The organism is Mycobacterium sp. SMC-17, assembly GCF_045310915.1.
Lineage (GTDB): Bacteria > Actinomycetota > Actinomycetes > Mycobacteriales > Mycobacteriaceae > Mycobacterium.
The window spans coordinates 104,558-128,825 of sequence record NZ_JBJIAK010000010.1 but is presented as its reverse complement, the minus strand read 5'-3'; the positions used below and the strand labels follow the sequence as shown (position 1 = coordinate 128,825).

The 24,268-nt window shown below is 68.6% G+C and carries 25 protein-coding genes; 14 read left to right on the top strand and 11 right to left on the bottom strand.

Features of this window, described 5'->3' with window-relative positions; translation table 11 throughout:
• Window positions 1–73: 73 nt before the first annotated feature.
• Window positions 74–823, bottom strand: coding sequence for an O-methyltransferase (locus tag ACJH7A_RS09595; RefSeq protein ID WP_244872643.1), 750 nt, complete (start codon window positions 821–823; stop codon window positions 74–76).
• 237 nt (window positions 824–1,060) lie between these two features.
• Here ACJH7A_RS09595 and sigE point away from each other — a divergent pair, with 237 nt between their 5' ends.
• The 4 genes from sigE to tatB all read left to right on the top strand — a co-directional run bounded on the left by sigE (window position 1,061) and on the right by tatB (window position 4,395).
• On the top strand, window positions 1,061–1,894 hold the full coding sequence (gene sigE, locus ACJH7A_RS09590; RefSeq protein WP_212812632.1) for an RNA polymerase sigma factor SigE: 834 nt from the start codon (window positions 1,061–1,063) through the stop codon (window positions 1,892–1,894).
• Window positions 1,895–1,984: 90 nt separating this feature from the next.
• Window positions 1,985–2,392, top strand: a complete 408-nt coding sequence (rseA, locus tag ACJH7A_RS09585) for an anti-sigma E factor RseA (protein WP_212812631.1) — start codon at window positions 1,985–1,987, stop codon at window positions 2,390–2,392.
• Window positions 2,393–2,476: 84 nt separating this feature from the next.
• On the top strand, window positions 2,477–3,973 hold the full coding sequence (locus ACJH7A_RS09580; RefSeq protein ID WP_305798724.1) for a S1C family serine protease: 1,497 nt from the start codon (window positions 2,477–2,479) through the stop codon (window positions 3,971–3,973).
• Window positions 3,973–4,395 (top strand): Sec-independent protein translocase protein TatB, encoded by a 423-nt coding sequence (tatB, locus tag ACJH7A_RS09575; protein ID WP_406775611.1) that lies wholly within the window; start codon window positions 3,973–3,975, stop codon window positions 4,393–4,395. The genes ACJH7A_RS09580 and tatB overlap by 1 nt, the downstream gene beginning before the upstream one ends.
• Before the next feature lie 5 nt (window positions 4,396–4,400).
• Here tatB and ACJH7A_RS09570 read toward each other — a convergent pair whose 3' ends face one another.
• Window positions 4,401–5,108 (bottom strand): TetR/AcrR family transcriptional regulator, encoded by a 708-nt coding sequence (locus tag ACJH7A_RS09570; protein WP_212812629.1) that lies wholly within the window; start codon window positions 5,106–5,108, stop codon window positions 4,401–4,403.
• Between the two features lie 140 nt (window positions 5,109–5,248).
• Between ACJH7A_RS09570 and ACJH7A_RS09565 the strand changes: the two genes are divergently transcribed.
• The 3 genes from ACJH7A_RS09565 to ACJH7A_RS09555 all read left to right on the top strand — a co-directional run bounded on the left by ACJH7A_RS09565 (window position 5,249) and on the right by ACJH7A_RS09555 (window position 9,161).
• A complete protein-coding gene (locus ACJH7A_RS09565; protein WP_212812628.1) occupies window positions 5,249–6,334 on the top strand; it encodes an oxygenase MpaB family protein in 1,086 nt (361 codons plus the stop codon).
• Window positions 6,335–6,375: 41 nt separating this feature from the next.
• Window positions 6,376–8,067: an aldehyde dehydrogenase family protein gene (locus ACJH7A_RS09560; RefSeq protein ID WP_406775612.1), complete on the top strand. Its 1,692-nt coding sequence runs from the start codon at window positions 6,376–6,378 to the stop codon at window positions 8,065–8,067.
• A 182-nt stretch (window positions 8,068–8,249) separates the two neighbouring features.
• The gene (locus ACJH7A_RS09555; protein WP_406801839.1) at window positions 8,250–9,161 is read left to right on the top strand and encodes an acyl-ACP desaturase; all 912 of its coding nucleotides are present in this window, start codon (window positions 8,250–8,252) and stop codon (window positions 9,159–9,161) included.
• A gap of 3 nt (window positions 9,162–9,164) precedes the next feature.
• Here ACJH7A_RS09555 and ACJH7A_RS09550 read toward each other — a convergent pair whose 3' ends face one another.
• The 5 genes from ACJH7A_RS09550 to ACJH7A_RS09530 all read right to left on the bottom strand — a co-directional run bounded on the left by ACJH7A_RS09550 (window position 9,165) and on the right by ACJH7A_RS09530 (window position 14,904).
• Complete coding sequence (locus tag ACJH7A_RS09550; protein WP_212812625.1) at window positions 9,165–10,169, bottom strand: beta-ketoacyl-ACP synthase III; 1,005 nt, start codon at window positions 10,167–10,169, stop codon at window positions 9,165–9,167.
• 29 nt (window positions 10,170–10,198) lie between these two features.
• On the bottom strand, window positions 10,199–11,332 hold the full coding sequence (locus tag ACJH7A_RS09545; RefSeq protein ID WP_406801838.1) for an Mrp/NBP35 family ATP-binding protein: 1,134 nt from the start codon (window positions 11,330–11,332) through the stop codon (window positions 10,199–10,201).
• A gap of 43 nt (window positions 11,333–11,375) precedes the next feature.
• Complete coding sequence (locus ACJH7A_RS09540; RefSeq protein WP_406801837.1) at window positions 11,376–12,881, bottom strand: lytic transglycosylase domain-containing protein; 1,506 nt, start codon at window positions 12,879–12,881, stop codon at window positions 11,376–11,378.
• Between the two features lie 119 nt (window positions 12,882–13,000).
• Window positions 13,001–13,594, bottom strand: a complete 594-nt coding sequence (locus tag ACJH7A_RS09535; protein ID WP_212812624.1) for a DUF1003 domain-containing protein — start codon at window positions 13,592–13,594, stop codon at window positions 13,001–13,003.
• A complete protein-coding gene (locus ACJH7A_RS09530) occupies window positions 13,591–14,904 on the bottom strand; it encodes a magnesium transporter MgtE N-terminal domain-containing protein (protein ID WP_212812623.1) in 1,314 nt (437 codons plus the stop codon). Before ACJH7A_RS09530 ends, ACJH7A_RS09535 begins: the two co-directional genes overlap by 4 nt.
• 25 nt (window positions 14,905–14,929) lie before the next feature.
• Between ACJH7A_RS09530 and ACJH7A_RS09525 the strand changes: the two genes are divergently transcribed.
• Complete coding sequence (locus ACJH7A_RS09525) at window positions 14,930–15,895, top strand: CoA ester lyase (protein ID WP_212812622.1); 966 nt, start codon at window positions 14,930–14,932, stop codon at window positions 15,893–15,895.
• A 9-nt stretch (window positions 15,896–15,904) separates the two neighbouring features.
• Here the strand turns inward: ACJH7A_RS09525 and ACJH7A_RS09520 are convergent, their stop codons facing one another.
• Both ACJH7A_RS09520 and ACJH7A_RS09515 read right to left on the bottom strand, forming a co-directional pair.
• On the bottom strand, window positions 15,905–16,135 hold the full coding sequence (locus ACJH7A_RS09520; protein ID WP_212812621.1) for a DUF4190 domain-containing protein: 231 nt from the start codon (window positions 16,133–16,135) through the stop codon (window positions 15,905–15,907).
• Complete coding sequence (locus tag ACJH7A_RS09515) at window positions 16,132–16,791, bottom strand: DUF4190 domain-containing protein (RefSeq protein WP_212812620.1); 660 nt, start codon at window positions 16,789–16,791, stop codon at window positions 16,132–16,134. The genes ACJH7A_RS09520 and ACJH7A_RS09515 overlap by 4 nt, the downstream gene beginning before the upstream one ends.
• An 80-nt stretch (window positions 16,792–16,871) precedes the next feature.
• On the opposite strand from ACJH7A_RS09515, the gene ACJH7A_RS09510 reads away from it, so the two are divergent.
• From ACJH7A_RS09510 to ACJH7A_RS09485, 6 genes are all read left to right on the top strand, one after another.
• The gene (locus ACJH7A_RS09510; protein ID WP_212812619.1) at window positions 16,872–17,372 is read left to right on the top strand and encodes a general stress protein; all 501 of its coding nucleotides are present in this window, start codon (window positions 16,872–16,874) and stop codon (window positions 17,370–17,372) included.
• Window positions 17,373–17,485: 113 nt separating this feature from the next.
• Window positions 17,486–18,895: an ABC transporter substrate-binding protein gene (locus tag ACJH7A_RS09505; protein ID WP_212814934.1), complete on the top strand. Its 1,410-nt coding sequence runs from the start codon at window positions 17,486–17,488 to the stop codon at window positions 18,893–18,895.
• Complete coding sequence (locus ACJH7A_RS09500) at window positions 18,892–19,791, top strand: carbohydrate ABC transporter permease (RefSeq protein ID WP_406801836.1); 900 nt, start codon at window positions 18,892–18,894, stop codon at window positions 19,789–19,791. The genes ACJH7A_RS09505 and ACJH7A_RS09500 overlap by 4 nt, the downstream gene beginning before the upstream one ends.
• Window positions 19,792–19,805: 14 nt before the next feature.
• Entirely contained in the window at window positions 19,806–20,642 is an 837-nt protein-coding gene (locus ACJH7A_RS09495) for a carbohydrate ABC transporter permease (RefSeq protein ID WP_346416938.1), read from the top strand.
• Window positions 20,643–20,645: 3 nt separating this feature from the next.
• The gene (locus tag ACJH7A_RS09490) at window positions 20,646–21,821 is read left to right on the top strand and encodes an ABC transporter ATP-binding protein (RefSeq protein WP_406775620.1); all 1,176 of its coding nucleotides are present in this window, start codon (window positions 20,646–20,648) and stop codon (window positions 21,819–21,821) included.
• Entirely contained in the window at window positions 21,818–22,414 is a 597-nt protein-coding gene (locus ACJH7A_RS09485) for a suppressor of fused domain protein (RefSeq protein WP_318986184.1), read from the top strand. Before ACJH7A_RS09490 ends, ACJH7A_RS09485 begins: the two co-directional genes overlap by 4 nt.
• On the opposite strand, the gene ACJH7A_RS09480 is transcribed toward ACJH7A_RS09485, so the two are convergent.
• On the bottom strand, window positions 22,411–22,689 hold the full coding sequence (locus ACJH7A_RS09480) for a hypothetical protein (protein WP_318986183.1): 279 nt from the start codon (window positions 22,687–22,689) through the stop codon (window positions 22,411–22,413). The genes ACJH7A_RS09485 and ACJH7A_RS09480 overlap by 4 nt on opposite strands.
• A 43-nt stretch (window positions 22,690–22,732) precedes the next feature.
• On the bottom strand, window positions 22,733–24,130 hold the full coding sequence (locus ACJH7A_RS09475) for an NAD(P)/FAD-dependent oxidoreductase (protein ID WP_346416936.1): 1,398 nt from the start codon (window positions 24,128–24,130) through the stop codon (window positions 22,733–22,735).
• Window positions 24,131–24,268 lie beyond the last annotated feature (138 nt).

Below are 24,268 nucleotides of genomic sequence, written 5' to 3'. Positions count from 1 at the left end.
CTCGACTACCGGCCTACCCCTGGTTCCCACCCGCCAATTCTACAATTAATCAACTAATTTACGGCGCAGGACACTAGTCGCGGACGGCGGCCAGGAGCCCGTCGCCCAGAGGAACCAGGACCGGGGTCAGCCGCTCGTCCTCGGCGATGGCGCGGGTGGCCTCCCGCACGGCCGTCACGTCGCGGTCGTTGGCGGCGGCGTCGCCGGCACGGCCGCCGAGCGCGGCGCGGTGCACCACGATCACGCCGCCCGGTCGCAGCAGGCGGACGCCCTCGGTGACGAACTGCGGCTGGTCGACGGGCTCGCCGTCGATGAACACCAGGTCGTAGGACTCGTCGGCCAGCCGGGTGAGCACTTCCTGCGCGCGGCCCACGATCAGCCGGGTCCGCGACGGCCCGACACCCGCGGCGACGAACGCCTGCTTGGCCAGCCGCTGATGCTCGGGCTCGATGTCGATGGTGGTCAGCACGCCGTCTTCGCGCATGCCGGACAGCAGCCACAGTCCGCTGACGCCGGCCCCGGTGCCGACCTCGACGACGGCCTTGGCCGACGCGATCTTCGCCAGCACGCTCAGCAGTGCGCCGACCGCCGGGGTGACGGGGTTGGCCCCACTCTCCTCGGCCCGCTCCCGGGCCGCGGCGGTGATGGGTTCTTCGGTGATGGACCGCTCGGCGTGCTTGACGATGGCCTCGGCCGTGCTCGCTTTGGGAGCGGCAGCAGCGATGGGCTGGGCCGGTGCCTGCGCGGGTGCCGCCGGGGCCGGCTGCGCCGGGTCAGGCTGGTTGCTACCGGCCGAAACCGTCGGGTCATCGGTGCTGGACATGTGCGCAGCGTAACGAACGCCCAGCGTGCCGCCGCTCAGTACACGCGCAATACGGCCGCGCTCTCGGGCGGCGGCGGAGCAATCCTGAGCGGCGACGCGCCACGCCCGAGGCGCAAGGTTAAGTTTTGGCGAACATATAACGGGTATTCGCAGGTCATGGAGCCGACGCGGGGTTTCTCAGGAAAAGTTCAGTTTGCTCATACATCAACCTCACCAGGGTGGGGAACCGTAATCGCCATGCACGCGAGTGTGAACGATCTGCAAGCCGATTCCGGAGTCCGGCAGTCGCCGGACATCCGCGGGATCGGGAATATCGGACTCCAGGTACCGGTTTCTGCTGATGCGTCATGTGCCAACGACGCGGAAACTACGGAACTGGAGATTGCCACGACCGCCATGCCGGCCCCCACAAAGCTCGCCCCGACCCACATGTCCCATGTCCCGGTCGCCGAAGCCGAAGTGGATTGGGCTGAAGTCAGCGACGAATTGACGGGCACCGCCGTCTTCGATGCCACCGGTGATGTGGCCACCATGCCGTCCTGGGACGAGCTGGTCCGCCAGCACGCCGACCGGGTGTACCGGCTGGCCTACCGCCTGTCGGGTAACCCGCAGGACGCCGAGGACCTCACTCAGGAGACGTTCATCCGGGTGTTCCGCTCGGTGCAGAACTACCAGCCCGGCACCTTCGAAGGCTGGCTGCACCGCATCACGACCAACCTGTTCCTGGACATGGTCCGCCGCCGCACCCGCATCCGTATGGAGGCGCTGCCCGAGGACTACGACCGCGTGCCCGCCGATGACCCGAACCCCGAGGAGCTGTACCACGACTCGCGGCTGGGACCGGACCTTCAGGCCGCGCTCGACTCGCTGCCGCCGGAGTTCCGCGCCGCCGTGGTGCTGTGTGACATCGAGGGTCTGTCGTACGAGGAGATCGGCGCGACGCTCGACGTCAAGCTCGGCACCGTGCGCAGCCGTATCCACCGGGGCCGGCAGGCGCTGCGCGAGTACCTCGCCAGTCATCCGGGTGACTACTCCGAGGCGGCCGCGGCCATCTCCGCCAAGTCCGCCTGAGCGTTGTGACGTATCCGTCCCAGGTTGTCGCGCTACATTCAGTAGTAACGGCAACACGGACGAAGGCGTGGCGCGGAGAGGAGCTCGGTGATGGTCGACCGGGGACAGTTGTTCCGTCGTGCGTTCTCCTGGCTACCCGCGCAGTTCGCCTCCCAGACTGACGGACCCGTCGGCCCACGCCGCTTCGGGTCGACGGAGCACCTGTCGATCGAGGCCATCGCCGCTTTCGTCGATGGTGAGCTGCAGATGGGTGCGCATCTGCGCGCCGCCCACCACCTGTCTCAGTGCCCGGATTGCGCCGCCGAGGTCGATGCCCAGGGCCAGGCCCGGAGCGCATTGCGCGATTCGTGCCCGATCATCGCGCCCACTGCGTTGCTGGGTGCGTTGGCGAACATCCCCAACGACACATCGATGCAGTTCGCGGAAATACAGACATCCGGAATCGATGACCAGGACTTTGCCGATCGGCCGCCGCGGGAACGTCGTCGGCGCCGGTAGGGTTGACCCTGAATTTTTGAGTGACCGAGACGCCCGTCAATGCGGGTCGTGCGGATAGAGCCAGCAGATGGGGAGTGGAAACCGGTGACGAATCAGGACATGTCCGGAGATCGCCCCCGTCTGGCTCCGCGTCCGGTGACGCGTACCCCGGTGGACCCGGCGTCGCAGCGCGCGTTCGGCCGGCCAGAGGGCTTCACCGGTTCCTTCCTCGCCGAGGATCAGATTCGTAACCAGGGCGAGTACACCCCGACCAACCAGGCGCCCGATCCCGTGCTCGCCGAAGCCTTCGGCCGGCCCGCCGGAGGCGTCGATTCCCTGCAGCGCCACCCCGCCGACGCCGGCGCGCTGGAGGCCGAGGCCCAGGACGACGACGACGACGCTGTTGCCGACCCGTGGCGGGATCCGTCGGCCGCGCCGTCGCTCGGCACCCCGGCACTGCCCCCGCCGCCGCCGGTGGTGGTCGCCGCTCCTGTCGGCAAGCTCGGTGTGCGTGACGTGCTGTTCGGCCGCAAGGTCTCCATGACGGCGCTTGCGGTGCTGGCCCTGCTGGCGTTGGTCATCGGCGTGCTCGGCGGTGTCGTCGGGCGCAAGACCGCCGAGGTGGTCGAGGCCTTCACCACATCCAAGGTCACCTTGAAGACCAGTGACGGCGGCGACCTGCCCGAGGGCCGGTTCGCGAAAGTCGCTGCCGCCGTGGCGGATTCGGTGGTCACCATCGAGGCGATGGGCGACACCGACGGATCGCAGGGCTCCGGCGTCGTGGTCGACGGCCGCGGCTACGTCGTCACCAACAACCACGTCATCTCCGACGCGGCCAAGAACCCCAGCCAGTACCACATCTCCGTGGTGTTCAACGACGGCAAGCAGGTGCCGGCGAACCTCGTCGGCCGGGATCCCAAGACCGACCTCGCGGTGCTGAAGGTCGACAACGTCGACAACCTGACCGTGGCGAAGTTCGGTGACGCCGAGAAGGTCAAGGTCGGCGACGAGGTCATCGCGGCCGGCGCCCCGCTGGGTCTGCGCAGCACCGTCACGCACGGCATCATCAGCGCGCTGCACCGTCCGGTGCCGCTGTCCGGTGAAGGCTCCGACACCGACACCGTCATCGATGGCATCCAGACCGACGCCTCGATCAACCACGGCAACTCGGGTGGCCCGCTGATCAACATGAACTCCGAGGTCATCGGGATCAACACGGCCGGAAAGTCGTTGTCCGACAGCGCAAGTGGTCTGGGCTTCGCCATCCCCGTGAACGAGGTCAAGGCCACCGTCGAGGTGCTGATCAAGGACGGCAAGATCTTCCACCCGACGCTGGGCCTCAACGCCAAGTCGGCCAGCGACAAGGTCGCCTCGGGCGCCCAGGTCGTGAACGTCGTCGCCGGCAGCCCCGCGGAGAAGGGCGGCATCCTCGAGAACGATGTCGTGGTCAAGGTCGGCAACCGCAAGGTCGCCGACGCCGACGAGTTCGTGGTCGCGGTGCGTCAGCTGCAGATCGGTCAGCCCGCGCCCATCGAGGTGATCCGCGACGGCCGGCACGTGACGCTCACCGTCGTTCCCAACGCAGACACCCCGGCCAGCTGATGTTCGGCAACATCGGATGGGGCGAGATGCTCGTGCTGGTCATCGCGGGCCTCGTGATCCTGGGCCCGGAGCGGTTGCCCGGCGCCATCCGGTGGACGGCCGGCAGCCTCAAACAGGTGCGCGAGTACCTCAGCGGTGCGACCAGTCAGCTGCGTCAGGATCTCGGGCCGGAGTTCGAGGACCTGCGCCAGCCCCTCAGTGAGCTGCAGAAACTGCGCGGCATGACACCGCGCGCGGCGCTGACCAAGCATCTGCTCGACGGTGACGACTCGTTCCTCACCAGCGCCTTCGACACTCCCGCGCCGCCGGACCAGACCAAGCCGCTGACCACGCCCGAGGTCAACGGCATCCCGCCCACACCGGGCGCTCCGGGGGCGGCCCCGCAGTCGCAGACGCCGCAGTTCGACCCCGACGCGACCTGACGCCGCTAGAGATTCAGGGCCTGCAGGCGGGCCGGGTCGCGGTAGCGATCGGCGTTCTCGGCGATCTCTGCTGCCGGCGGCAGGATTTCGTCCGCGGCGACGTAGACGCCGCCCGCGCGCAGTGAGTCGTCGAGCATCAACCAGATCCAGCGGGTCAGGTCGTCGACCAGCGCGTCCTGGGTGTCGCGCAGCGGTTGTTCGAGCCAGTGCCCCGCGGCGGTCTCGACGAGGCCGACGATGCCATACGACAACCGCTCGGCATCAGCCTTCACATCGAAGGCGGCCACGTACACCTTGAGGACCGCGGTCAGCAGGTTGGCGATGGTGATCTTGATGTCGGCGAACGCGTTGAAGCCCTCATCGATGGAGCATCGCTGCAGGTACCGGTACAGGTTCGGGTGTTGCGTCAGGAAGTGGACGTGCGCGCTCACGCCGGCCCTGACGATCTGCGCCATGCTGCCCTCGGGCCGCCACACCGGCGCGAGTTCGGCGGTGATCATCTCGCTGGTCCGGTGCGCGACCTCGCGTTGCAGGTCCGCGGCGTCGACGAAGTGCCGATAGAGCTTGGTCCGGCTGACGCCGACGTGGGCGGCGATCTGCTCGGTCGAGGTCTGGGGCCCGTGTTGCTCGATCACGACGAGGGCAGCGTCGATGAACTCAGCGCGCCTGCGCTCGCGTTGGCCGGCCCAGCGACCGGTGGTGGCATCCGCCATGGCTCCTTGTTTACCTCATGTACCTGCCCGGGAGTTACCTGATGCAGCCAATCAGTGGGACTCTGGCTATCTAGTGGTACGTGCCGTACCATTTACGAAACCGCGCCGGTGGGCGCCTTCATGTTCAAAGGGGAACGACGATGGATGCTGTCGCCACTTTTCGCCGGGTCGCCGGTCTGCCGGTTGCGGACACGAAACTGACGCCCGCGGTCGACTACGGATTCTTCGGACCCGACTCGGTCACCTGGCGGGTGTGGAGCTACCCGACCTCGTTGCTGCTGGGCTTCGCCCGCGCCGTGACCATCGAGCACCTCGACCCGTACCTCGCCGCGGCGGTCGATGCCAGTGGTCAGGTGTACGCCCGCACCCGGCTGCGCTACGACCGCACCATGCAGTACTTCGCCCTGGTGGCGTTCGGTGACGCCGAGGCGGTCCTGGATGCCTCGGAGATTCTGGTCAAGATCCACGGCAAGGCCATCGGCACCGAGCCGATCACCGGCAAGCCGTTCGACGCCAACGACCCGTACTCGCAGCTGTGGATCCACCTGACCGCGTGGCACTCGATCCTCTACACCTATGAGATGTTCGGGCCGGGCAAGCTGACCGAGGCCGAGGAACTGCAGTACTGGGAAGAGTGCGCGCGGGCCGCGGAATTCCAGACCATCAACCCCGACGACGTGCCGCGCACGCGCGAGGGCATCCAGCAGTACTTCGAGCAGTACCGGCCGCAGATGGCCGGCTCCGAGGTGGCCCAGAACATGATGAACTACCTCGTCGACCTGGGCTATCACATCCTGCCCGAGCGGGTGCCGAGCTGGATGCGCCGCGTGTTCAACTGGCCGATGCGCCGGGCCATCATCGCGACCATGCCGAAGTGGATGCGCACCCTCGGCGGCATCCCGCAGAACTACTCCGACGACGTCATCGCCAAGCTCATCGCGCGGCCACTGCTGCGGGCGGTCGCGGGCATCCCGCGCCTGGAACTGGCGATCCTGGACTTCACCACCCCGCACACCACGCCGATCGTCGGCCCGACGCTGATGAAGATCCCGGCCCAGAACCCCGTCACCTACACGCCGGCCGAGGCCCGCGCGAAGTGGGGCCGGACCACGCCCTTCGAGCAGTATCAGGCGCTGCTGGCCAAGCGGGCACTCGGGCAGGGCCCCAAGCCGTACGAGCACAACCACAGCGACGCGCTGCTGGAATTCGAAGCACACGCCGGCTGATTCCGGCCCATACCGACCGCACCACCGGGAGAATTCAGCATATGACGGACATCGCGTACACGGCCCTGGTGGATCAGGCGCTGAATGAGCTCGCCGAAGGCGAGAAGGCTTGGGCGGCAACGCCTCTGGCGCGCCGGCGGGAGATTCTCGACGACGTGCAGCAGTTGGCGGTGCAGCACGGCGCCGAGTGGGTCGAGGCCGCGATCCGGATCAAGCAACTGAATCCGGAGTCGCCGCTGGTCGGTGAGGAGTGGATTTCCGGCCCGTACCCGCTGGCGGCCGGGGCGGCCGCACTGTCCGCGAGCCTGGCCAAGTTGGAGGCCGGCAAGAGCCCGCTGGACGGGGCCGACTTCAGCACCGCAGCGGGCCGGACGACCGTGAACGTGTTGCCGCTCAACGTCTTCGACAAGCTCCTGCTGTCCGGATTCAGTGCCGAGGTGTGGCTGCAGCCGGGTGTCAGTCGCGACGAGGCGCTACGGACCGCCGGTCTGGCGCAGCGGGATCCCGGTAAGACCAACGGAATCGGCGTCGTGCTCGGCGCCGGAAACATCACGTCGATCGCCCCGCTCGACACCGTCTACGAGCTGATCGCCAACAACCGCGTGGTGGCGCTCAAGCTCAACCCGGTCACCGATCCGATCCTGCCGGTGCTGACCAAGGTGCTGGCGCCGTTCATCGAGCTCGGCGCGGTGCGGATTCTCACCGGGGGCGCCGACGTCGGCACCTACCTGGTGCAGCACGACGCGGTCGACCACGTGCACATGACGGGCAGTGCCCTGACGCACGACGCCATTGTCTTCGGCGTCGGCGAAGAGGGTGCCCGGCGCAAGGCCGCGGGCGAGCCGATCCTCCACAAGGACATCACCAGCGAGCTCGGCGGGGTGTCGCCGACCATCGTGGTGCCCGGCAAGTGGAGCAAGGCCGATATCGCGTTCCAGGCCAACCACATCGCCACCCAGCGGCTGCACAACAACGGCTACAACTGCGTGGCGTCGCAGGTCGTGGTGCTGTCCTCGAAGTGGGCGCAGCGCGACGAGTTCGTCGCGGCCCTGACCAAGGCCATCGCCGCCGCGCCCAACCGCGCCGCCTACTACCCGGGCTCCGATGCGCGCGTCGCCAGCGCCGAGGCCGCCTACCCGAAAGCCCAGCGCCTCGGTGACCGCGTGCTGGTGGTGGACCCCGAGGACCGCACCGCGCTGCTGGGCACCGAGTACTTCTCGCCGGTGTACGGCGTCGTCGACCTCGACAGCGACGGCGTCGAGTTCCTCCGCGAGGCCACCCGCCTGGCCAACGAGGACTTCGTCGGCACGCTGGGCGTCAACATCGTCGCGGCGCCCGCCACCATCAAGGCGCTGGAAAAGGCCTTCGACGCCATGATCGAGGCGCTGCACTACGGCACCATCGCGGTGAACGCCTGGACCGGCGTCGGTTACCTGACGCCGCACGCCACCTGGGGCGCCTTCCCCGGGCACACGCTCGATGACGTGCAGAGCGGAATCGGTGTGGTGCACAACGGTTTCCTGATCGAGAAGCCCGAGCGCACCGTGGTGCGGGGGCCGTTCCGCCCGTCGCCGCGCTCGCTGATCGGCGGCGAGCTGTCGATCTCGCCGAAGCCGCCGTGGTTCGTCAACAACCGTACGGCCGCTTCGACCGGCCGGCTCCTCACCGCGTTCGCCGGCAAGCCGAGCTGGGCCAAACTGCCCGCGATCTTCGTGTCGGCACTGCGGGGCTGACGGGTTTCTCGGGGTTACCCGGGCAAAGCCCGGTCTGTGGTCATGCCACAGGCCGGGCTTTTTTCATGAAGTGGTCGTCACCGTCTGGTCATCGAACGCTAACCTACGCTACCGTAGGTTACGGTACCGTAGGTTCGAGAGGGTGTGGACCTGACGCCGACCACCGATGAAGGGAATGACCCATGGATACCCAGGCCGCCGTGCTGTACGAACTGGAGCCCGTCGTCGCGCAGAACCTCGACCGGCACCTCGAGATGTCGCGGGAATGGTTCCCGCACGACTACGTCCCGTGGAGCCGCGGGCGGGACTTCGCGTTCCTCGGTGGCGAAGACTGGCAGCCGGAGGACTCGCCGCTCGACCCGGTCGCCAAGACGGCCCTGACCGTCAACCTGCTGACCGAGGACAACCTGCCGTCGTACCACCGCGAGATCGCCACCCGTTTCTCCCGTGACGGGGCATGGGGCACCTGGATCGGGCAGTGGACGGCCGAGGAGGGCCGCCACAGCATCGCGCTGCGGGACTACCTGGTGGTCACCCGCGGCGTCGATCCCGTTGCCCTGGAACGGCTTCGCATGGAGCACACCGTCGCCGGCTATGACGCGGGGGACCGCAGCGCGTTGTCGGTGCTGGCCTATGTGTCGTTCCAGGAGTTGGCCACCCGCGTCTCGCACCGCAACACCGGCCGGGCCTCGGGATGCCCACTGGCCGACCAGCTCCTGGCCCGGATCGCGGCCGACGAGAACCTGCACATGGTCTTCTACCGCAACCTGATGGCCGCGGCGCTCGACATCGCCCCGGACGACGCGATGGTCGCCATCCGCGACGAGGTCATCAACTTCGCCATGCCGGGTCTGGGCATGGCCGACTTCGCGAAGAACGCGCTCACCATCGCCAAGGCCGGCATCTACGACCTGCGCATCCACCACGACGACGTGCTGGTGCCGGTGCTGCGCTTCTGGAACGTCTTCGAGCGGGGCGATTTCGGACCGGTCGGTGAGCGAGCGCGCGAGGAACTGATCGGGTTCCTGGGCATGCTCGACGAGCGCGCGCGGTTCTACGAGGAGAAGCGCAAACTGGCCGCCGTGGCGGGCTGAGTGCTACCCGGGGAGCCGGATCACCTGGGCGGCGTATGCCAGGCCCGCGCCGTACCCCAGCAGTAGCGCAACGCTGCCCGGCTTTGCCTCACCGGTGTCCAGCAGGGTGTACATCGCGAGCGGAATCGAGGCGGCCGACGTGTTGCCGGCATCCTGGATATCTTGGGCGACAACGGTTTCCGGGCTGAGTCCGAGCCCCTTGGTGAGCAGCTCGTTGATCCGGCCGTTGGCCTGATGGGGGATGAACACGTCGATGTCGTCGACCGTCAGGCCGGCAGCAGCGATGGCGCGCTTGCCGACGTCGACCATCTGGAAGGCCGCCCATCGGAAGACGGTCTGGCCCTCCATGCGCAGGAAAGGCCTTGGGCCGGAGGGGTTCTCGGTGTAGTCGATCCAGCTGAGGTCCTGCACGATGGCACTGGACTGCTCGCCGTCGCTGCCGGCGACGGTCGGCCCGATGCCCTGCTCCTCGGTCGGTCCGACGACCACCGCGGCGGCGCCGTCGGCGAAGATGAAGGCATTGCTGCGGTCGGTCATGTCGATGGCGTCGGACAGCTTCTCCGAGCCCACCACGAGGATGCGGCCCGCGCTACCGGATCGGATCATGTCGGCGGCCACGCCCAGCGAGTAACCGAATCCCGCACAGCCCGCGGCGATGTCGAACGCCGGAATGCCCTGTGCGCCAATCTCTGTGGCGACCTGGGGACCGCACGGCGGGGTGTTGCGGAAGTTGGTGCTGGTGGCCACGATGACGGCGTCGATGTCCGAGCCGGACAGCTCCGCCGCGGCACAGGCCCGGCGCCCGGCCTCGCACGCCATCGTGACCGCGGACTCGTCGGCACCGGCGAATCGCCGGTTCTTGATACCGGTGCGGGAGTAGATCCACTCGTCCGACGACTCGATGGTCTGACAGATCTCGTCGTTGGTGACGACGCGGCCCGGGCGGTAGGCCGCCACGCTCAGCAGGCCGACGTTCTGTGCGCCGCTGCGCGTATGGATATGTGTCACTTGAGGTTTCCTGTCGGACGAGGGAGGGGTCAGCGCCCGGCCGGGTCGAGCCCGAGCGACATGCCCGCCAGTCCGCGCTTGCGGCTGGACAATTTGTCGGCGACACCGCGCAGTGCTTTTCCGGCAGCCGAGTCGGGATCGGACAGCACCAGGGGCACACCGGTGTCGCCGGCGCTCACGAGCTGCGGGTCCAGCGGGACCTGGCCCAACAGCGGAACCTCGGCACCGACTGTGCGCGTGAGGCTTTCGGCGACCTGCGCGCCGCCGCCCGCGCCGAACAGCTGCATCGTGGTGCCGTCGGGCAGGGTCAGTCCGGACATGTTCTCGACCACGCCGACGATGCGCTGACGGGTCTGGACCGCGATGGCGCCGGCGCGCTCGGCGACCTCGGCGGCGGCCATCTGCGGTGTGGTGACGACGAGGATCTCGGCGCCGGGGATCAATTGCGCCACCGAGATGGCGATGTCGCCCGTGCCGGGCGGCAGGTCGAGCAGCAGGACGTCGAGGTCGCCCCAGTACACGTCGGCCAGGAACTGCTGCAGCGCGCGGTGCAGCATCGGCCCGCGCCACACCACCGGGGTGTTGCCCTGGGTGAACATCGCGATGGAGATGACCTTCACATCGTGCGAAACCGGCGGCAGGATCATCGAATCCACCTGGGTGGGACGATCCTGCACACCCATCATCCGGGGCACCGAGTGGCCGTAGATGTCGGCGTCGAGGAGGCCGACTGACAGGCCCCTGGCGGCCAGCGCGGCGGCCAGGTTCACCGTCACGCTGGACTTGCCGACGCCTCCCTTGCCCGACGCCACCGCGTACACCCGGGTCAACGAGCCGGGCTGGGCGAACGGGATGACCGGCTCTTTGTCGTCGCCGCGCAGCAGCTTGCGCAGTTCGGCGCGCTGCTCGTCGTTCATCACATCGAGGGTCACCTTGACGGCCCCGGTGCCCGGCACGTCGGTGACGGCCGCGGTGACCCGATCGCTGATCTCGGTCTTCTTCGGGCAGGCCGACGTGGTCAGGTAAATCTCGACGTGCACCGCGCCGTCGGACTCGACCGTCACGTCCTTGACCATCCCGACCTCGGTGATCGGACGGCGCAGTTCAGGATCGATGACTTTGCCCAGTGCGGCGCGCACAGCGGCTTTCAGCTCAGCAGACATTACTCGCGAGTTTATAACTGCCGGTCAGCGCACCGGCAGCTGGTCAGGGTAGGCCCGGGAAGGCGGGCGGCGGCGGACCCATGGCTTCCGCGGGCAACGGGCCGGCGGGAGCCGGCACTGCCGGGACCGCTGCCGGGCCGGGCGCGGGTCCCGGTGCGGCGCCGACCGGGCCGGCGGCCGGGGTGCCGACGCCGACCGCGGTGATCGGGATGGGACCCGGAGGCAGCGGCGCGACGGGCGCGGGTGCGGGCGCGAGCGGGGCCGGCGGCAACTGGAACGGCGGCAGCCCGAACGGGTTCGGCGCCGGGGCGTCCAGCGCCGGGGCATCCGGGGCGGGGACGGGCACGGCGCTCGGCGAGGGGCCGCCCTGCAGGCAGAAGACCGCGCAGTTCTGTTTCGGTTCGGCCGGCCCGGGCAGCGGACCCATGCGGCCCATCTGCAGCGCGGGCGTCATCGCCAGCGGGTCGTCGGACGGCAGTCCCATCGCGTTGATCGGCAGCCCCGGCCCGAGTCCCTCGGGGTTGTCCAGGTGCTGGTCGCCGATGGCGGGCGGCGGGCCGACGATCGGCGGCAGGTCGACCGGCGCGATGCCGGTGACGTAGGCCTTGGCCCAGCCGAGCACGTTCTGGGCGTAGGGCATCGAGTTGTTGTAGCGCAGGATCGCGGTCAGCACCTGGGACGGATCACGCAGGTTCAGCCCGCCGCTGCACAGGTAGCGGGCCGCGGCCAGGGAGGCGTCGTAGACGTTCTGCACGTCGGGCTTGCCGTCGCCGACAGCGTCCGCGGCGTACCGGGCCCACGTGCCGGGCAGGAACTGCATGGGCCCCAGCGCCCGGGCATAGGTCACGCGTCCGGCCGAGATGCTCTGCACGATGACCTCGTTGCCGGCCAGCGTGCCGTCGAGGACGGGCCCCAGGATCGGGGTGAGCGCGGTGCCCCGCGCGTCGGTGGCGCCGCTGTTGGCGTGGCCCGACTCGATGCGGCCGATACCGGCCAGCAGGTTCCAGCTGATCCCGCAGCCCGGTGCGTTGGTCGCCATGATCTTCTCGGCGGTGCGGTAGGCGTTGAGGACGACCGGCGGGATGCGCAGACCGCCGGGCGCCATCACCAGCGACGCCGGCGGCGGTGACAGGGCGGTGGTGGGGTCCATGTGCAGCGCGCGGGGCATCTGATCGGACGCGACGACCGTCATACCGGCCCGGTTGCGGGGGCCGGGCGTGGTGGGGGTGACGGCCGCCAGCGGCGTGACGCCCGTGGTGGCGCTGTTGTGCGCGGTTGTTTGCCGAGTCGGCGCCGAACCACCGACGGCAAGCATCAGGACCAGCGGCGCGACGACGGCGACACCGGCCAGCGGCCGGCGCAGCGCCTTGGCGATCTGCCGGCGACGGCCGGGTGCGGGTTCAGCAACGGCGTCGGTGTCGTCACCGACGGCGGCGTCGTAATCCTCGATGGCGTCGTCAACCAGCCCGGATTCGCCGGAAAGTGCGTGTGATTCGGTAGTAGGCGCAGCGTCGTCCGCGAAATCAGCGGTGTCGCCCCCGTTGTGCACTAAGCCATCCTATGAAAGTGGAATACCGGAGTGACCCCGGTGACCTGTGTTGTGATCCAAGTCACCATACCTACTCCGCGGTCGGTTGTCGGCCTATTGATTCCGCAGAGTGGAATCTCTCATTCGGCCGCGGTGGCGGAGTCGGCGGACTCGGCCGCGGGGCCGCCGAAAGCGTCGTCGTCCTCGACCGGCGGCCGGGATTTTCCGGTCTTGCGTTTGCCGGATCCGCCCTTGCCACCGTTCTGCTGAGCAATCAACGCCCGCAGCTCTTCGAGTTCGCGGCGGAGGTAGTCGCGGGTCGCCACCTCGCCCACGGCCAGTCGCAGCGCGGCCAGTTCGCGGGCCAGGAATTCGGTGTCGGCCTTGGTCTGGGCCGCGCGCCTGCGGTCCTCTTCGAGCGACACGCGGTCCCGGTTCTCCTGGCGGTTCTGCGCCAGCAGGATCAGCGGCGCGGCGTACGCCGCCTGGGTCGAGAACGCCAGGTTCAGCAGGATGAACGGATACGGGTCGAATTGCAGGCTGATCGCGATCAGGTTGAAGGCGATCCAGATGACCACGATCACCGTCTGGATCAGCAGATATTTGCCCGTGCCCAGGAACCGGGCGATCGACTCACTGAACTGGCCGACGGCCTCGACGTCGACCCGCGGCGTCAGCCGGAAACGGGACGTGCGCGGGATGTCCAGGCGCTGCCGCGCCGAAGGCTCGCTCACCGGCCGGCTCCCGAGATGTTGTCAGTGATGGCCTGCGTCGAGTCCGGCCCCGGTTCGTCCGCGCTGCGCCAGCCCGACGGCAGCAGGTGGTCGAGCAGGTCGTCGACGGTGACGGCGCCCAACAGGTGGTTCTCGTCGTCGACCACCGGCGCGGACACCAGGTTGTACGCGGCGAAGTAGCGCGTGACCTCGGCCAGTGAGCTGGTCGGGGACAGCACCGGCAGGTCGCTGTCGATGATGCCGCCGACCTGGCTGGCCGGCGGTTCGCGCAGCAGCCGCTGGGTGTGCACACAGCCCAGGTAGTGGCCGGTCGGTGTCGCGGTCGGTGGCCGGGTGACGAACGTCAGCGACGCCAGTGCCGGCGTCAGCTCGGGGTCGCGGACGCGGGCCAGTGCCTCGGCGACGGTGGTATCCGGGGTGAGCACGACGGGCTCGGGGGTCATCAGACCACCCGCGGTGTCGGGGGAGTGCTGCAGCAGTCGGCGGACGGGCTCGGAGTCCTCGGGGTCCATGCGGTCCAGCAGTACGGCTGCCCGGGTGGCGTCGAGCTCACCGAGGAGGTCGGCGGCGTCGTCGGGGTCCATCTCCTCCAGCACGTCCGCGGCGCGCTCGGTGCCCAGCTGGTTGAGCAGCTCGGCCTGTTCGGGTTCGGAGAGCTCCTGCAGGATGTCGGCCAGGCGGTCGTCGTCGAGGGCCTTGACGACTTCGTGACGGCGTTTGGCCGGCAGGTCGCGCAGGGCGTCGGCGACCTCGACGGGGCGCTGCCCCTCGAACTGCTCCAGCAGCTGCGCCACGCCCTGTCCCGGCAGCGCGAGCGCCGACGGCGTCAGCCCCGTGACGTTCTTCCAGTCGACAACGTGCACCGTGGTGCGCCGGCCCAGGCGGCGGTGGCGCACGGCGACACGGGTGACCAGCCAGTCGCGCGACCGGGCCTGCTCGATCGCGAGGTCGACCACGACGACGTCGACGCCGGCGAGCTGTTGGAGCTCCGGGTCGGTGACGCGGACGCGGGTGTCCAGAATCTGCCCGAGGACCAGGGCCTCGCCGGGGCGCTGCTCGAACCGGCGCAGCGAGATCGTCGCCCCCGTGAGGGTGACCGAGTTGTGCTCGATGGACGTCACCCGCAGGATCGGGACGAAAATCCTTCGGCGCGTGGTCAATTCCACGACGAGGCCGAGCACCCGCGGCTGCTGGCGGACGATGCCCATGCTCACGACCACGTCGCGGACCCGGCCGACCGACTCGCCGTCGGGGCCCAGCACGACCAGTCCAGCGAGTCTGGCCACGTAGACCCTGTTGACCGCCACCATGCTCCACAGGGTAGAGAGTGGGGTCGTGGAGAACCTGTATCGGCCCCGCCGTACCTGCCTGTCCGTTCCGGGTAGTAGCGACAAGATGATCGCCAAGGCCAAGACGCTGCCTGCCGATCAGGTGTTCCTCGACCTCGAGGACGCGGTGGCTGCGGACGCCAAGGCCGCGGCGCGGACCCGGGTGGCGCAGGCGTTGTGCGAGCCGGGCTGGGCGGGCCAGCTGCGCGGCCTCCGGGTCAACGACTGGACCACGCCATGGACGTATGCAGACGTGATCGAGGTCGTCACCGCGGTGGCGCACGGCGGCGGCGTGCTGGACATCATCGTGCTGCCGAAGGTCAGCGACGTCTCGCACGTGCAGGCGCTCGATCTGTTGCTGACCCAACTGGAGCGCACGCTCGGGCTGCCGGTCGGGGGCATCGGCATCGAGGCGCAGATCGAAGACGCCAAGGGGCTCGTGAACGCCCACGCCATCGCCGGCGGGCCGCGGGTGCAGGCACTGATCTTCGGGCCGGGCGATCTGATGGCGAGCCTCAACATGCGCACCCTCGTCGTCGGCGAGCAGCCCGTCGGTTACGGCGTCGGCGATGCCTATCACCACGTGTTGATGACGATCCTGGTGGCGGCGCGGGCCCACGGCATCAACGCGATCGACGGCCCGTATTTCAAGGTGAAGGACACCGAGGCGTTCACGCGCGTCGCGGGGCAGACCGCGGCGCTGGGGTACGACGGCAAGTGGGTGCTGCACCCCGACCAGATCGCCGCCGGAAACGAGATCTTCAGTCCGCGGCAGGCCGACTACGACCATGCCGAGCTGATTCTCGAGGCGTACGAATGGCACACCTCGCAGGCGGGCGGTGCCCGCGGCGCCGTGCTGCTGGGCGACGAGATGATCGACGAGGCCAGCCGCAAGATGGCGCTGGTGATCGCGGGCAAGGGCCGGGCCGCCGGGATGACGCGCACCGGTGAGCGGTTCACGCCGCCGGCGTGAGCGCGCCGGCTAGCCGCCGAGGACCCGGACGACCAGGAACAGGTTGAGCAGGAACGCCAGCGCGCCGCACCCGATGCCGGTCAGGGCCAGCAGGCTCCCGCGGGTGCCGCTGCCGGGGATGCGCTCGTAGGCCACCACGCCGAGCCCGACGCCGATGAGCGCCAGGGGGCCGAACACCACGCCGGTCAGCGCGCACACGATCGAGCCGACCGCCAGCCGGTTCACGCGGGCGCCGATCACAAGGTCGGTTCTTGGCGTGAGGCCCAGTCGACCAACAGCAGGAAGCCGACCAGGCCGACGACGAGCGTGACGGCACCGATGACGATGCCCGCGATGGCCATGGTTCTGCCGCTGGTGCGCGGCCGGCCTTTCGCCTGTGCCAAGGCCACGGTGCCCAGCACGATGCCCAGTACAGAACCGACCGGGCCGAATACGAAGCAGATGAAGTAGAGCGGCAAGGCGACCAGCGACGACACCAGCGACCCGATGGCCATGCCGTCGTTCGACTTCGGCGCCGGATACGACGAGTACAGCGGGGGCGGCAGGTATCCGGCCGGTGGCAGGTATCCCGGCGGTGCCGCGCCCGGCGGCGGGCCGTACGGCCCGGCAGGCGGCGCACCGTAGAACCCCGGCGGCGGGCCGGGAGGCATGGACGGCGGCCCGGGAGGCACCGGAAACGGACCCGTCGGTGGCTGCGGTGGGACCTGTGGCGCGGGCGCGGGCGGACCCTGCTGCCAGGGCGCGGAAGTGGGCCCCGGCTCTTCGATCGCCGGGTACTCGTACACCGGGTAGTCGCTGGTCGCTTCGGCATCGGTGCCGGTCGGCGGCGGCACGGATCCGGCCGGTCTCGACGGATCCCAGGAGGGTTGGCCCGACTGCCCGCCCGGACTTGTCATGCCGACCAACCTAGCGCACGAGTTCATGGCATCGTGGTAGCCGAAGTGCGTTCCGCGGCGAGTGACAGGAGACCAGGGGCATGACGAATCCGCTGCAGCCTGACCGGACCCCGGGCCCGGGTGGTCAGCCCGGATTGCCGACCCCGCCCAAGGGCTGGCCCATCGGTTCGTACCCGACCTATGCCGAGGCGCAGCGCGCCGTCGATTACCTGTCGGATCAAGAGTTTCCGGTGCAGCACGTGACCATCGTGGGTGTCGACCTGATGCAGGTGGAGCGCGTCACCGGGCGGCTCACCTGGCCGCGGGTGCTCGCCGGCGGCATCCTGACCGGGGCGTGGCTGGGTCTGTTCATCGGCCTGGTGCTCGGGCTTTTCGGCACGAACGCGTGGGGCTCGCTGCTCACCGGCCTGATCGCCGGCATCTTCTTCGGCTTGATCACCTCGGGCGTGCAGTACGCGATGTCCCGCGGCACAAGGGATTTCAGCTCCACCATGCAACTCGTCGCGGGCCGCTACGACGTGCTGTGCGATCCGGTGTGCGCCGAACAGGGCCGCGACCTGCTGGGCCGCCTGTCGCTCTAGGGCCTTCGGGCCTCGGTCGCCATATCCGCCACTGAGCGGCGATATGTTGCACGGCACACCCGCGGCGCTCTACGGTTTGCGCGCGGGAGGTTCCCGTGAGACAGGAGGCGTCCGTGGTGCGCGCGGGAAAGCTGCGGGCTGCGCTGGCAGCGGGTGCGGCGGCGTGCACGGCCGCCACGTTGGTCTCCGCCTGCGGTTCCGGTGGGGGCGGCACCGTCGTCAGCGTCTACACGTCGGCGAATGAGAAGGCGACGTTCTCGGCCCTCGCCAGGCGGTGCAACGCCGAACTCGGCGGCCGCTTCAGCATCAAGCAGGTCAGTCTGCCCAAGGGCGCCGACGATCAGCGGCTGCAACTGGCGCGCCGGCTGACCGGCAACGACAAGACCCTCGACATCATGGGCCTGGACGTCGTGTGGACCGCCGAGTTCGCCGAGGCCGGCTGGGCCGTGCCGCTTTCCGACGACCCGGCCGGAAAAGCGGAAGCCGACGCTGCCGACGACACCTTGCCCGGACCGCTGAAGACCGCGCAGTGGCAGGGCCGGCTGTTCGCCGCGCCCATCACGACCAACACCCAAATGCTCTGGTACCGGGCCGATCTGATGCCCGAAGCGCCGGCCACCTGGGACGACATGGTGGCGCAGGCGACGCGGCTGCACGCCGCCGGCGGACCCAGCTGGATTGCCGTGCAGGCCAAGCAGTACGAGGGCCTGGTGGTCTGGTTCAACACCCTGCTGACCAGTGCCGGCGGCAGCGTGCTGTCCGACGACGGCAAGACCGTCACCTTGACCGACACCCCTGAGCACCGCGCCGCGACGGTCAAGGCCCTGCAAGTCATCAAGTCGGTGGCCACCGCACCCGGCGCCGACCCGTCGATCACCCAGACCGACGAGGGGACGGCGCGGCTCGCTCTCGAGCAGGGCAAGGCCGCGCTCGAGGTGAACTGGCCGTTCGTGCTGCCGTCGCTGCTGGAGAACGCGGTCAAGGGCGGCGTGCCGTTCCTGCCGCTCGATCAGCACGCGGAGCTCAAGGGCGCCATCAACGATGTCGGCACCTTCGCACCCGACGATGCGCAGTTCGCCACCGCCTACGACCAGAGCAAGAAGGTGTTCGGCTTCGCGGATTACCCGTCGGTGCAGCCCGGGGTGCCGGCCAAGGTCACCATCGGTGGCCTGAATCTTGCGGTGAGCAAGACCAGTACGCACAAGGCCGAGGCCTTCGAGGCCATCCGCTGCATGCGCAGCGCGACCAACCAGCAGTTCACGTCGGTGGAGGGCGGGCTGCCCGCGGTCCGCGCGTCGCTGTATGACGATGCCAAGTTCCAGGCCAAGTACCCGCAGTACGCGGTGATCCGCCGCCAGCTCGCCGACGCCGCGGTCCGGCCGGCCACGCCGCAGTATCAGGCGGTGTCGACGCGGATTTCGGCGACGCTGGCCCCGGTCACCAAGATCGACCCGGAGCGCACCGCCGACAAGCTGGCGTCCGAGGTGCAACAGGCGATCGACGGCAAGGGGCTGATCCCGTGAGCGACACCGGAGTTGCGAACGCGGCAGCCAACCCCGAGCGCCGGCTCGCCTACCTCCTGATCGCCCCCGCCGTGCTGGTGATGGTGGCGGTGGCCGCGTATCCGGTCGCCTATGCGGTGTGGCTGAGCCTGCACCGGGACAACCTCGCGGCGCCGGCGGAGACCCGCTTCGTGGGGCTGGACAACTACACGACGATCCTCACCGACCACTACTGGTGGACGGCGTTCGTGGTCACCCTCGGCATCACGGTGGTATCGGTGGCCATCGAGTTCGTGCTCGGGATGGCGCTGGCGGTGGTGATGCACCGGACCATGTTCGGCAGTGCCGTCGTGCGCACGGCCATCCTCATTCCGTACGGCATCGTAACCGTGGCCGCTTCCTACAGTTGGTATTACGCGTGGACGCCGGGCACCGGATACCTCGCGAACCTGCTGCCTACGGGCACCGCGCCGCTGACCGAACAGTTGCCGTCGCTGGCCATCGTGGTGCTCGCCGAGGTGTGGAAGACGACGCCGTTCATGTCGCTGCTGCTGTTGGCCGGGCTGGTGCTGGTGCCCCGGGAACTGCTCGACGCCGCCGAGATGGACGGCGCGAGCCGCTGGCAGCGGTTCGCCAAAGTGACTCTGCCGCTGATGAAACCGGCCATCCTGGTGGCCCTGTTGTTCCGCACGCTGGACGCGTTCCGGATCTTCGACAACATCTATGTGCTCACCGGCGGCACCAACAACACCGGTTCGGTGTCGATCCTGGGTTACGACAACCTGTTCAAGGCGTTCAACATCGGGCTCGGCTCGGCGATCAGCGTGCTGATCTTCGCGACCGTCGCGATCATCGCCTTCATTTACATCAAGATCTTCGGTGCTGCGGCGCCCGGTGCGCAGGCCGAGGTGCGGTGAAAATGGGTGGGGCGATGAGCGGGCAGAGAAGTGGCGGCCGGCTGGCCGGCTGGGGCGTGGTCAACGTCCTGGTGGTCATCTACGCGCTGCTGCCGGTGCTCTGGATCTTTTCGCTGTCCCTCAAGCCGACGTCATCGGTCAAGGACGGCAACCTGATTCCGCGTCAGATCACCTTCGACAACTACAAGGGCATCTTCACCGGCGGCGCCTTCGGCTCGGCATTGTTCAACTCGATCGGTATCGGGCTCATCACCACCGCCATCGCGGTGACGATCGGCGGCATGGCCGCCTACGCCGTGGCGCGCCTGGACTTTCCGGGCAAGCGGCTGCTGGTCGGCCTGGCGTTGCTGATCTCGATGTTCCCCCAGATCTCCCTGGTGACACCGCTGTTCAACATCGAGCGCACCGTCGGGCTGTTCGACACCTGGCCGGGCCTGATCCTGCCGTACATCACCTTCGCGCTGCCGCTGGCGATCTACACCCTGTCGGCGTTCTTCCGGGAAATCCCTTGGGATTTGGAGAAGGCCGCCAAGATGGACGGTGCCACGCCGGGGCAGGCCTTCCGGAAGGTCATCGCGCCGCTGGCGGCGCCCGGCATCGTCACCGCGGCGATCCTGGTGTTCATCTTCGCCTGGAACGACCTGCTGCTGGCGTTGTCGCTGACCGCCACGCAGCGGGCCATCACCGCGCCCGTGGCAATCGCGAACTTCACGGGCAGTTCGCAATTCGAGGAGCCGACCGGTTCCATCGCCGCCGGGGCGATGGTCATCACGGTGCCGATCATCATCTTTGTTCTGATCTTCCAACGACGGATCGTCGCGGGCCTGACGTCCGGTGCGGTGAAGGGGTAGTTCATGGCCGAAATAGTTTTGGACCACGTCACCAAGAGTTACACCGGCGGGGCGACCGCGGTGCAGGACCTGTCGCTGACCATCGCCGACGGTGAGTTCCTGATCCTCGTCGGGCCGTCGGGGTGCGGAAAGTCGACCACGCTCAACATGATTGCCGGGCTCGAGGACATCAGCTCCGGCGAACTGCGCATCGGTGGCGAGCGGGTCAACGAGAAGGAGCCCCGGGACCGGGACATCGCGATGGTGTTCCAGTCCTACGCGCTCTACCCGCACATGACGGTGCGGCAGAACATCGCGTTCCCGCTCACCCTCGCGAAGCTGCCGAAGGCCGAGATCGCGGCCAAGGTCGAGGAGACCGCGAAAATCCTTGACCTGACCGCACTTCTGGACCGCAAGCCCGCCCAGCTTTCCGGTGGCCAGCGTCAGCGCGTGGCGATGGGACGCGCCATCGTGCGCAGCCCCAAGGCCTTCCTGATGGACGAGCCGCTGTCCAACCTGGACGCCAAGCTGCGGGTGCAGATGCGCACCGAGATCGCCCGGCTGCAGGCCCGCCTCGGCACCACCACCGTCTACGTCACGCACGACCAGACCGAGGCGATGACGCTGGGGGACCGGGTGGTGGTGATGAGCGGCGGTGTCGCACAACAGGTCGGCACCCCCGATGAGCTGTACAACGAGCCCGCGAACCTGTTCGTCGCCGGCTTCATCGGCTCCCCGTCGATGAACTTCTTCCCGGCCACGCGGACCGACGTCGGCGTGCAGCTGCCCTTCGGCGAGGTCACCTTGAGCGACGACGCGCGCGCGGCGCTGGAGCGGCAGCGGCCGTCGGCCGACCTGATCGCGGGCGTGCGCCCCGAACAGTTCGACGACGCCTCGGTGATCGACGCCTACGCGCGCATCCAGTCGCTGACCTTCGAGGTCGACGCCGAGCTGGTGGAATCGCTCGGTGCGGACAAGTACGTGCACTTCCGGCTCGAAGGCGCCGGCGCCCAGGCCGCCCAGTTGGAACAGCTGGCCGACGACACCGCGGACGCCGGATCGAGCGAAAACACCTATGTGGCACGGGTTTCGGCCAAGTCGCCCGCGACGGCGGGCAGCCGGATCGAGCTGGCCCTGGACACCTCCAAGCTGACGCTGTTCGACCCGGCCACGGGCCGCAACCTGTCGTTGCCGCAGTGACCGACGTCCTCGGCGCGGTTCGTGCCCGTCTGACAACGCATTTCGCCGATCGCGGCAGCACCGCCGATCCGGTGGGCGCCAGCGTCACGTTCCTCGGTGCCGACCCCATCGAGGTACTGCGTTACGGGCCGACCGACGGGGACGTGTATCACTATGCGTCCCTGGGCTGTTCGCGCTACCCCATGACGGACCCGATGGACATGGTGGCCGACGGGATCAGCGGCCCGCGGGCGGAGGCGGTGCTGTCCCTGCGCGGTCCGACCCCGACGGCGCTGGCTCGCTCGATCGCGGTGTTGGCGTCGGCACCGGCCGTCGAAGGCCTGATCCTGGAACCGGATGCGCTGATCGATCTGCAGCAGCCGGTCTGGCAGGGGGCGGCGTTCACCGCATTCCTGTTGGGCGTCAGCGAGATCGGTGACGTCGAGCTGCCTGAGCCGTACCAGCCGGTGCGGATCCTCAGCGCCACACCGATCACCGCGACCGAGGCCGCCTGGGTGCGGCTCAAAGGCGCCGCCGCCATGCGGGATGCGTGGCAGCAGGACGGCGTCGACGTCCTCGATCAGCGACGCCGGGCCGCCGAACCTCGGGCCTAGGACGTGTTGTTCGGACAGGTGACGTCGGCCCACACGACGTCACCCTCGGCCGGTTCGTCGGAGGACGGGTTGTTGACGCGGACCACGGTGCAGCGGGGCAGGAGCACCGGCTTGTTGCCGTTGAGCCAGTTGATCCTGACGGTGTAGCCCTCGGCCTCGAGGTCTCTGATCACGGCGTCCGCGCCATTGGCGTGGGCGGCGGGTGCGGTGATGCCGGTGAGCACACCACTGGCAACGACCAACGCGACTACGGTGGAGCTGCGCCCAATTTTCATTGGAAGATCATGCCCGAACGGTTGTCACCGGCGGTCCGTTTTGCTAGAGGACGGTGTCACTCAGCGCGGTGCGAACCTCGGCCACGGCGCGTTCGGCCGCGCGTACCGCTCCTTCGAGGTAGCTCTCGAACTCGGGCGCGGTCTCGGTGCCGGCCCAGTGCAGCCGATCCACCGGGACGGTCGCGGCGTCGGTGTATCCCGTCAGCACCCCCGGTGCGCGCGTGCCGACACAACCGTTGATCCACGGTTCGTCGACCCAGGACTTCTCCACCACTTCAACGGGATTCGCCGCTTCGGGGCCGAACAGCGTGACCAGGTCGCGCACGAATGCCGCGTGGCGCGCCGCGGGATCGTTGAGTACCTCGTCGGTCCAGGTGAAGCCCGGACCTGCGCCTGCCGTGCCGACGAAGACCAGCAAGACGCCCACACTGCCGTCCGCCGGGGAGTTGTCGACCACGAAATGCGCGATCGGCAGGTCGGTGAGGGCCGATCCGTTGAAGCCCTGCTTGCGCCAGAACGGCTTGTCGTAGACCGCGAACACCTTGGTTTCGGTGCCGTTGTGCCAGGCCCGCTGCAGGGCCGAGCGACGCACCGGCAGTTCGGGAGTGACACGAATCCGGCCCGCGTCGGCCGGGCTCATGGCCACGATGACGCGCCGACAGCGCACGTCCGCACGCGCCGACCGGACCAGCACCTCGTGGTCGAGCTGGTGAATCTCGGTGACGGGAGAGTCCAGCAGCACCCGGTCATCCAGCCGGTCGGCGAGCGTCGTGGACACCAGCTGCATGCCACCGACCACCCGGGAGTCCTGTGCACCGTCTCGGGTGTTGACCATGAAGCTGATTCCGCCCGAGGTGGCGATCTGGTGCAGCACCTTGAGCAGTGAGACCCGGTGCGGGTCTTCGGCATACATCATGGTGAAGCAGGTGGTGAACAGGTGTCGTGCCTCGTCGACGAGGCAGTTCGTGTCCAGCCAGTGGCCGAGCGTCGTACTGTCCCAGGCGCCGGCCTTCTTCGCCGTCCACGGTGTCTTGGCGGGCACCCGCTTGGCCATTCGTTCCAGCCGGAACTGGGCCTGCGCGAAGTCGAGCAGGGCGAGGGGGCCCAGCGGCGGGATGGTGCCCGTGTAGGTGCGACGCTTCCCGTGCTGCAGGTAGATGGTGTTTCCCGCGGTGTACGTCTGGAAGGTCGACAGTCCCAGCTCTTCGATCAGCGCGTACATCCGCGTGTGCAGGGCGCCGATCCATTGACCGCCACCATCGGTGACGGCGCCGTTGCCGACGTCGACATTGACGGTCCGGCCGCCCACCCGATCACCGGCTTCGAGTACCACTACCGAAAGTCCTTGTTGGGAAAGCCGATACGCCGCGGTGAGGCCGGACAGCCCGGCGCCTACGACGACCACGTCGACGTCACGGTCGACACTCTGTGGGTTGGTCATTTCTCGCTGCCTCCTGGCCGCCCGCTCGTAAAACCAAAACTCGATTCGATATTGAGTTTAGGTGTCGGCGATCGTCGCCGTCAAGGAAAAATCGATCCGAGATCGGTTTTGGGCCGGACGGCAACATCAGCCAACCCG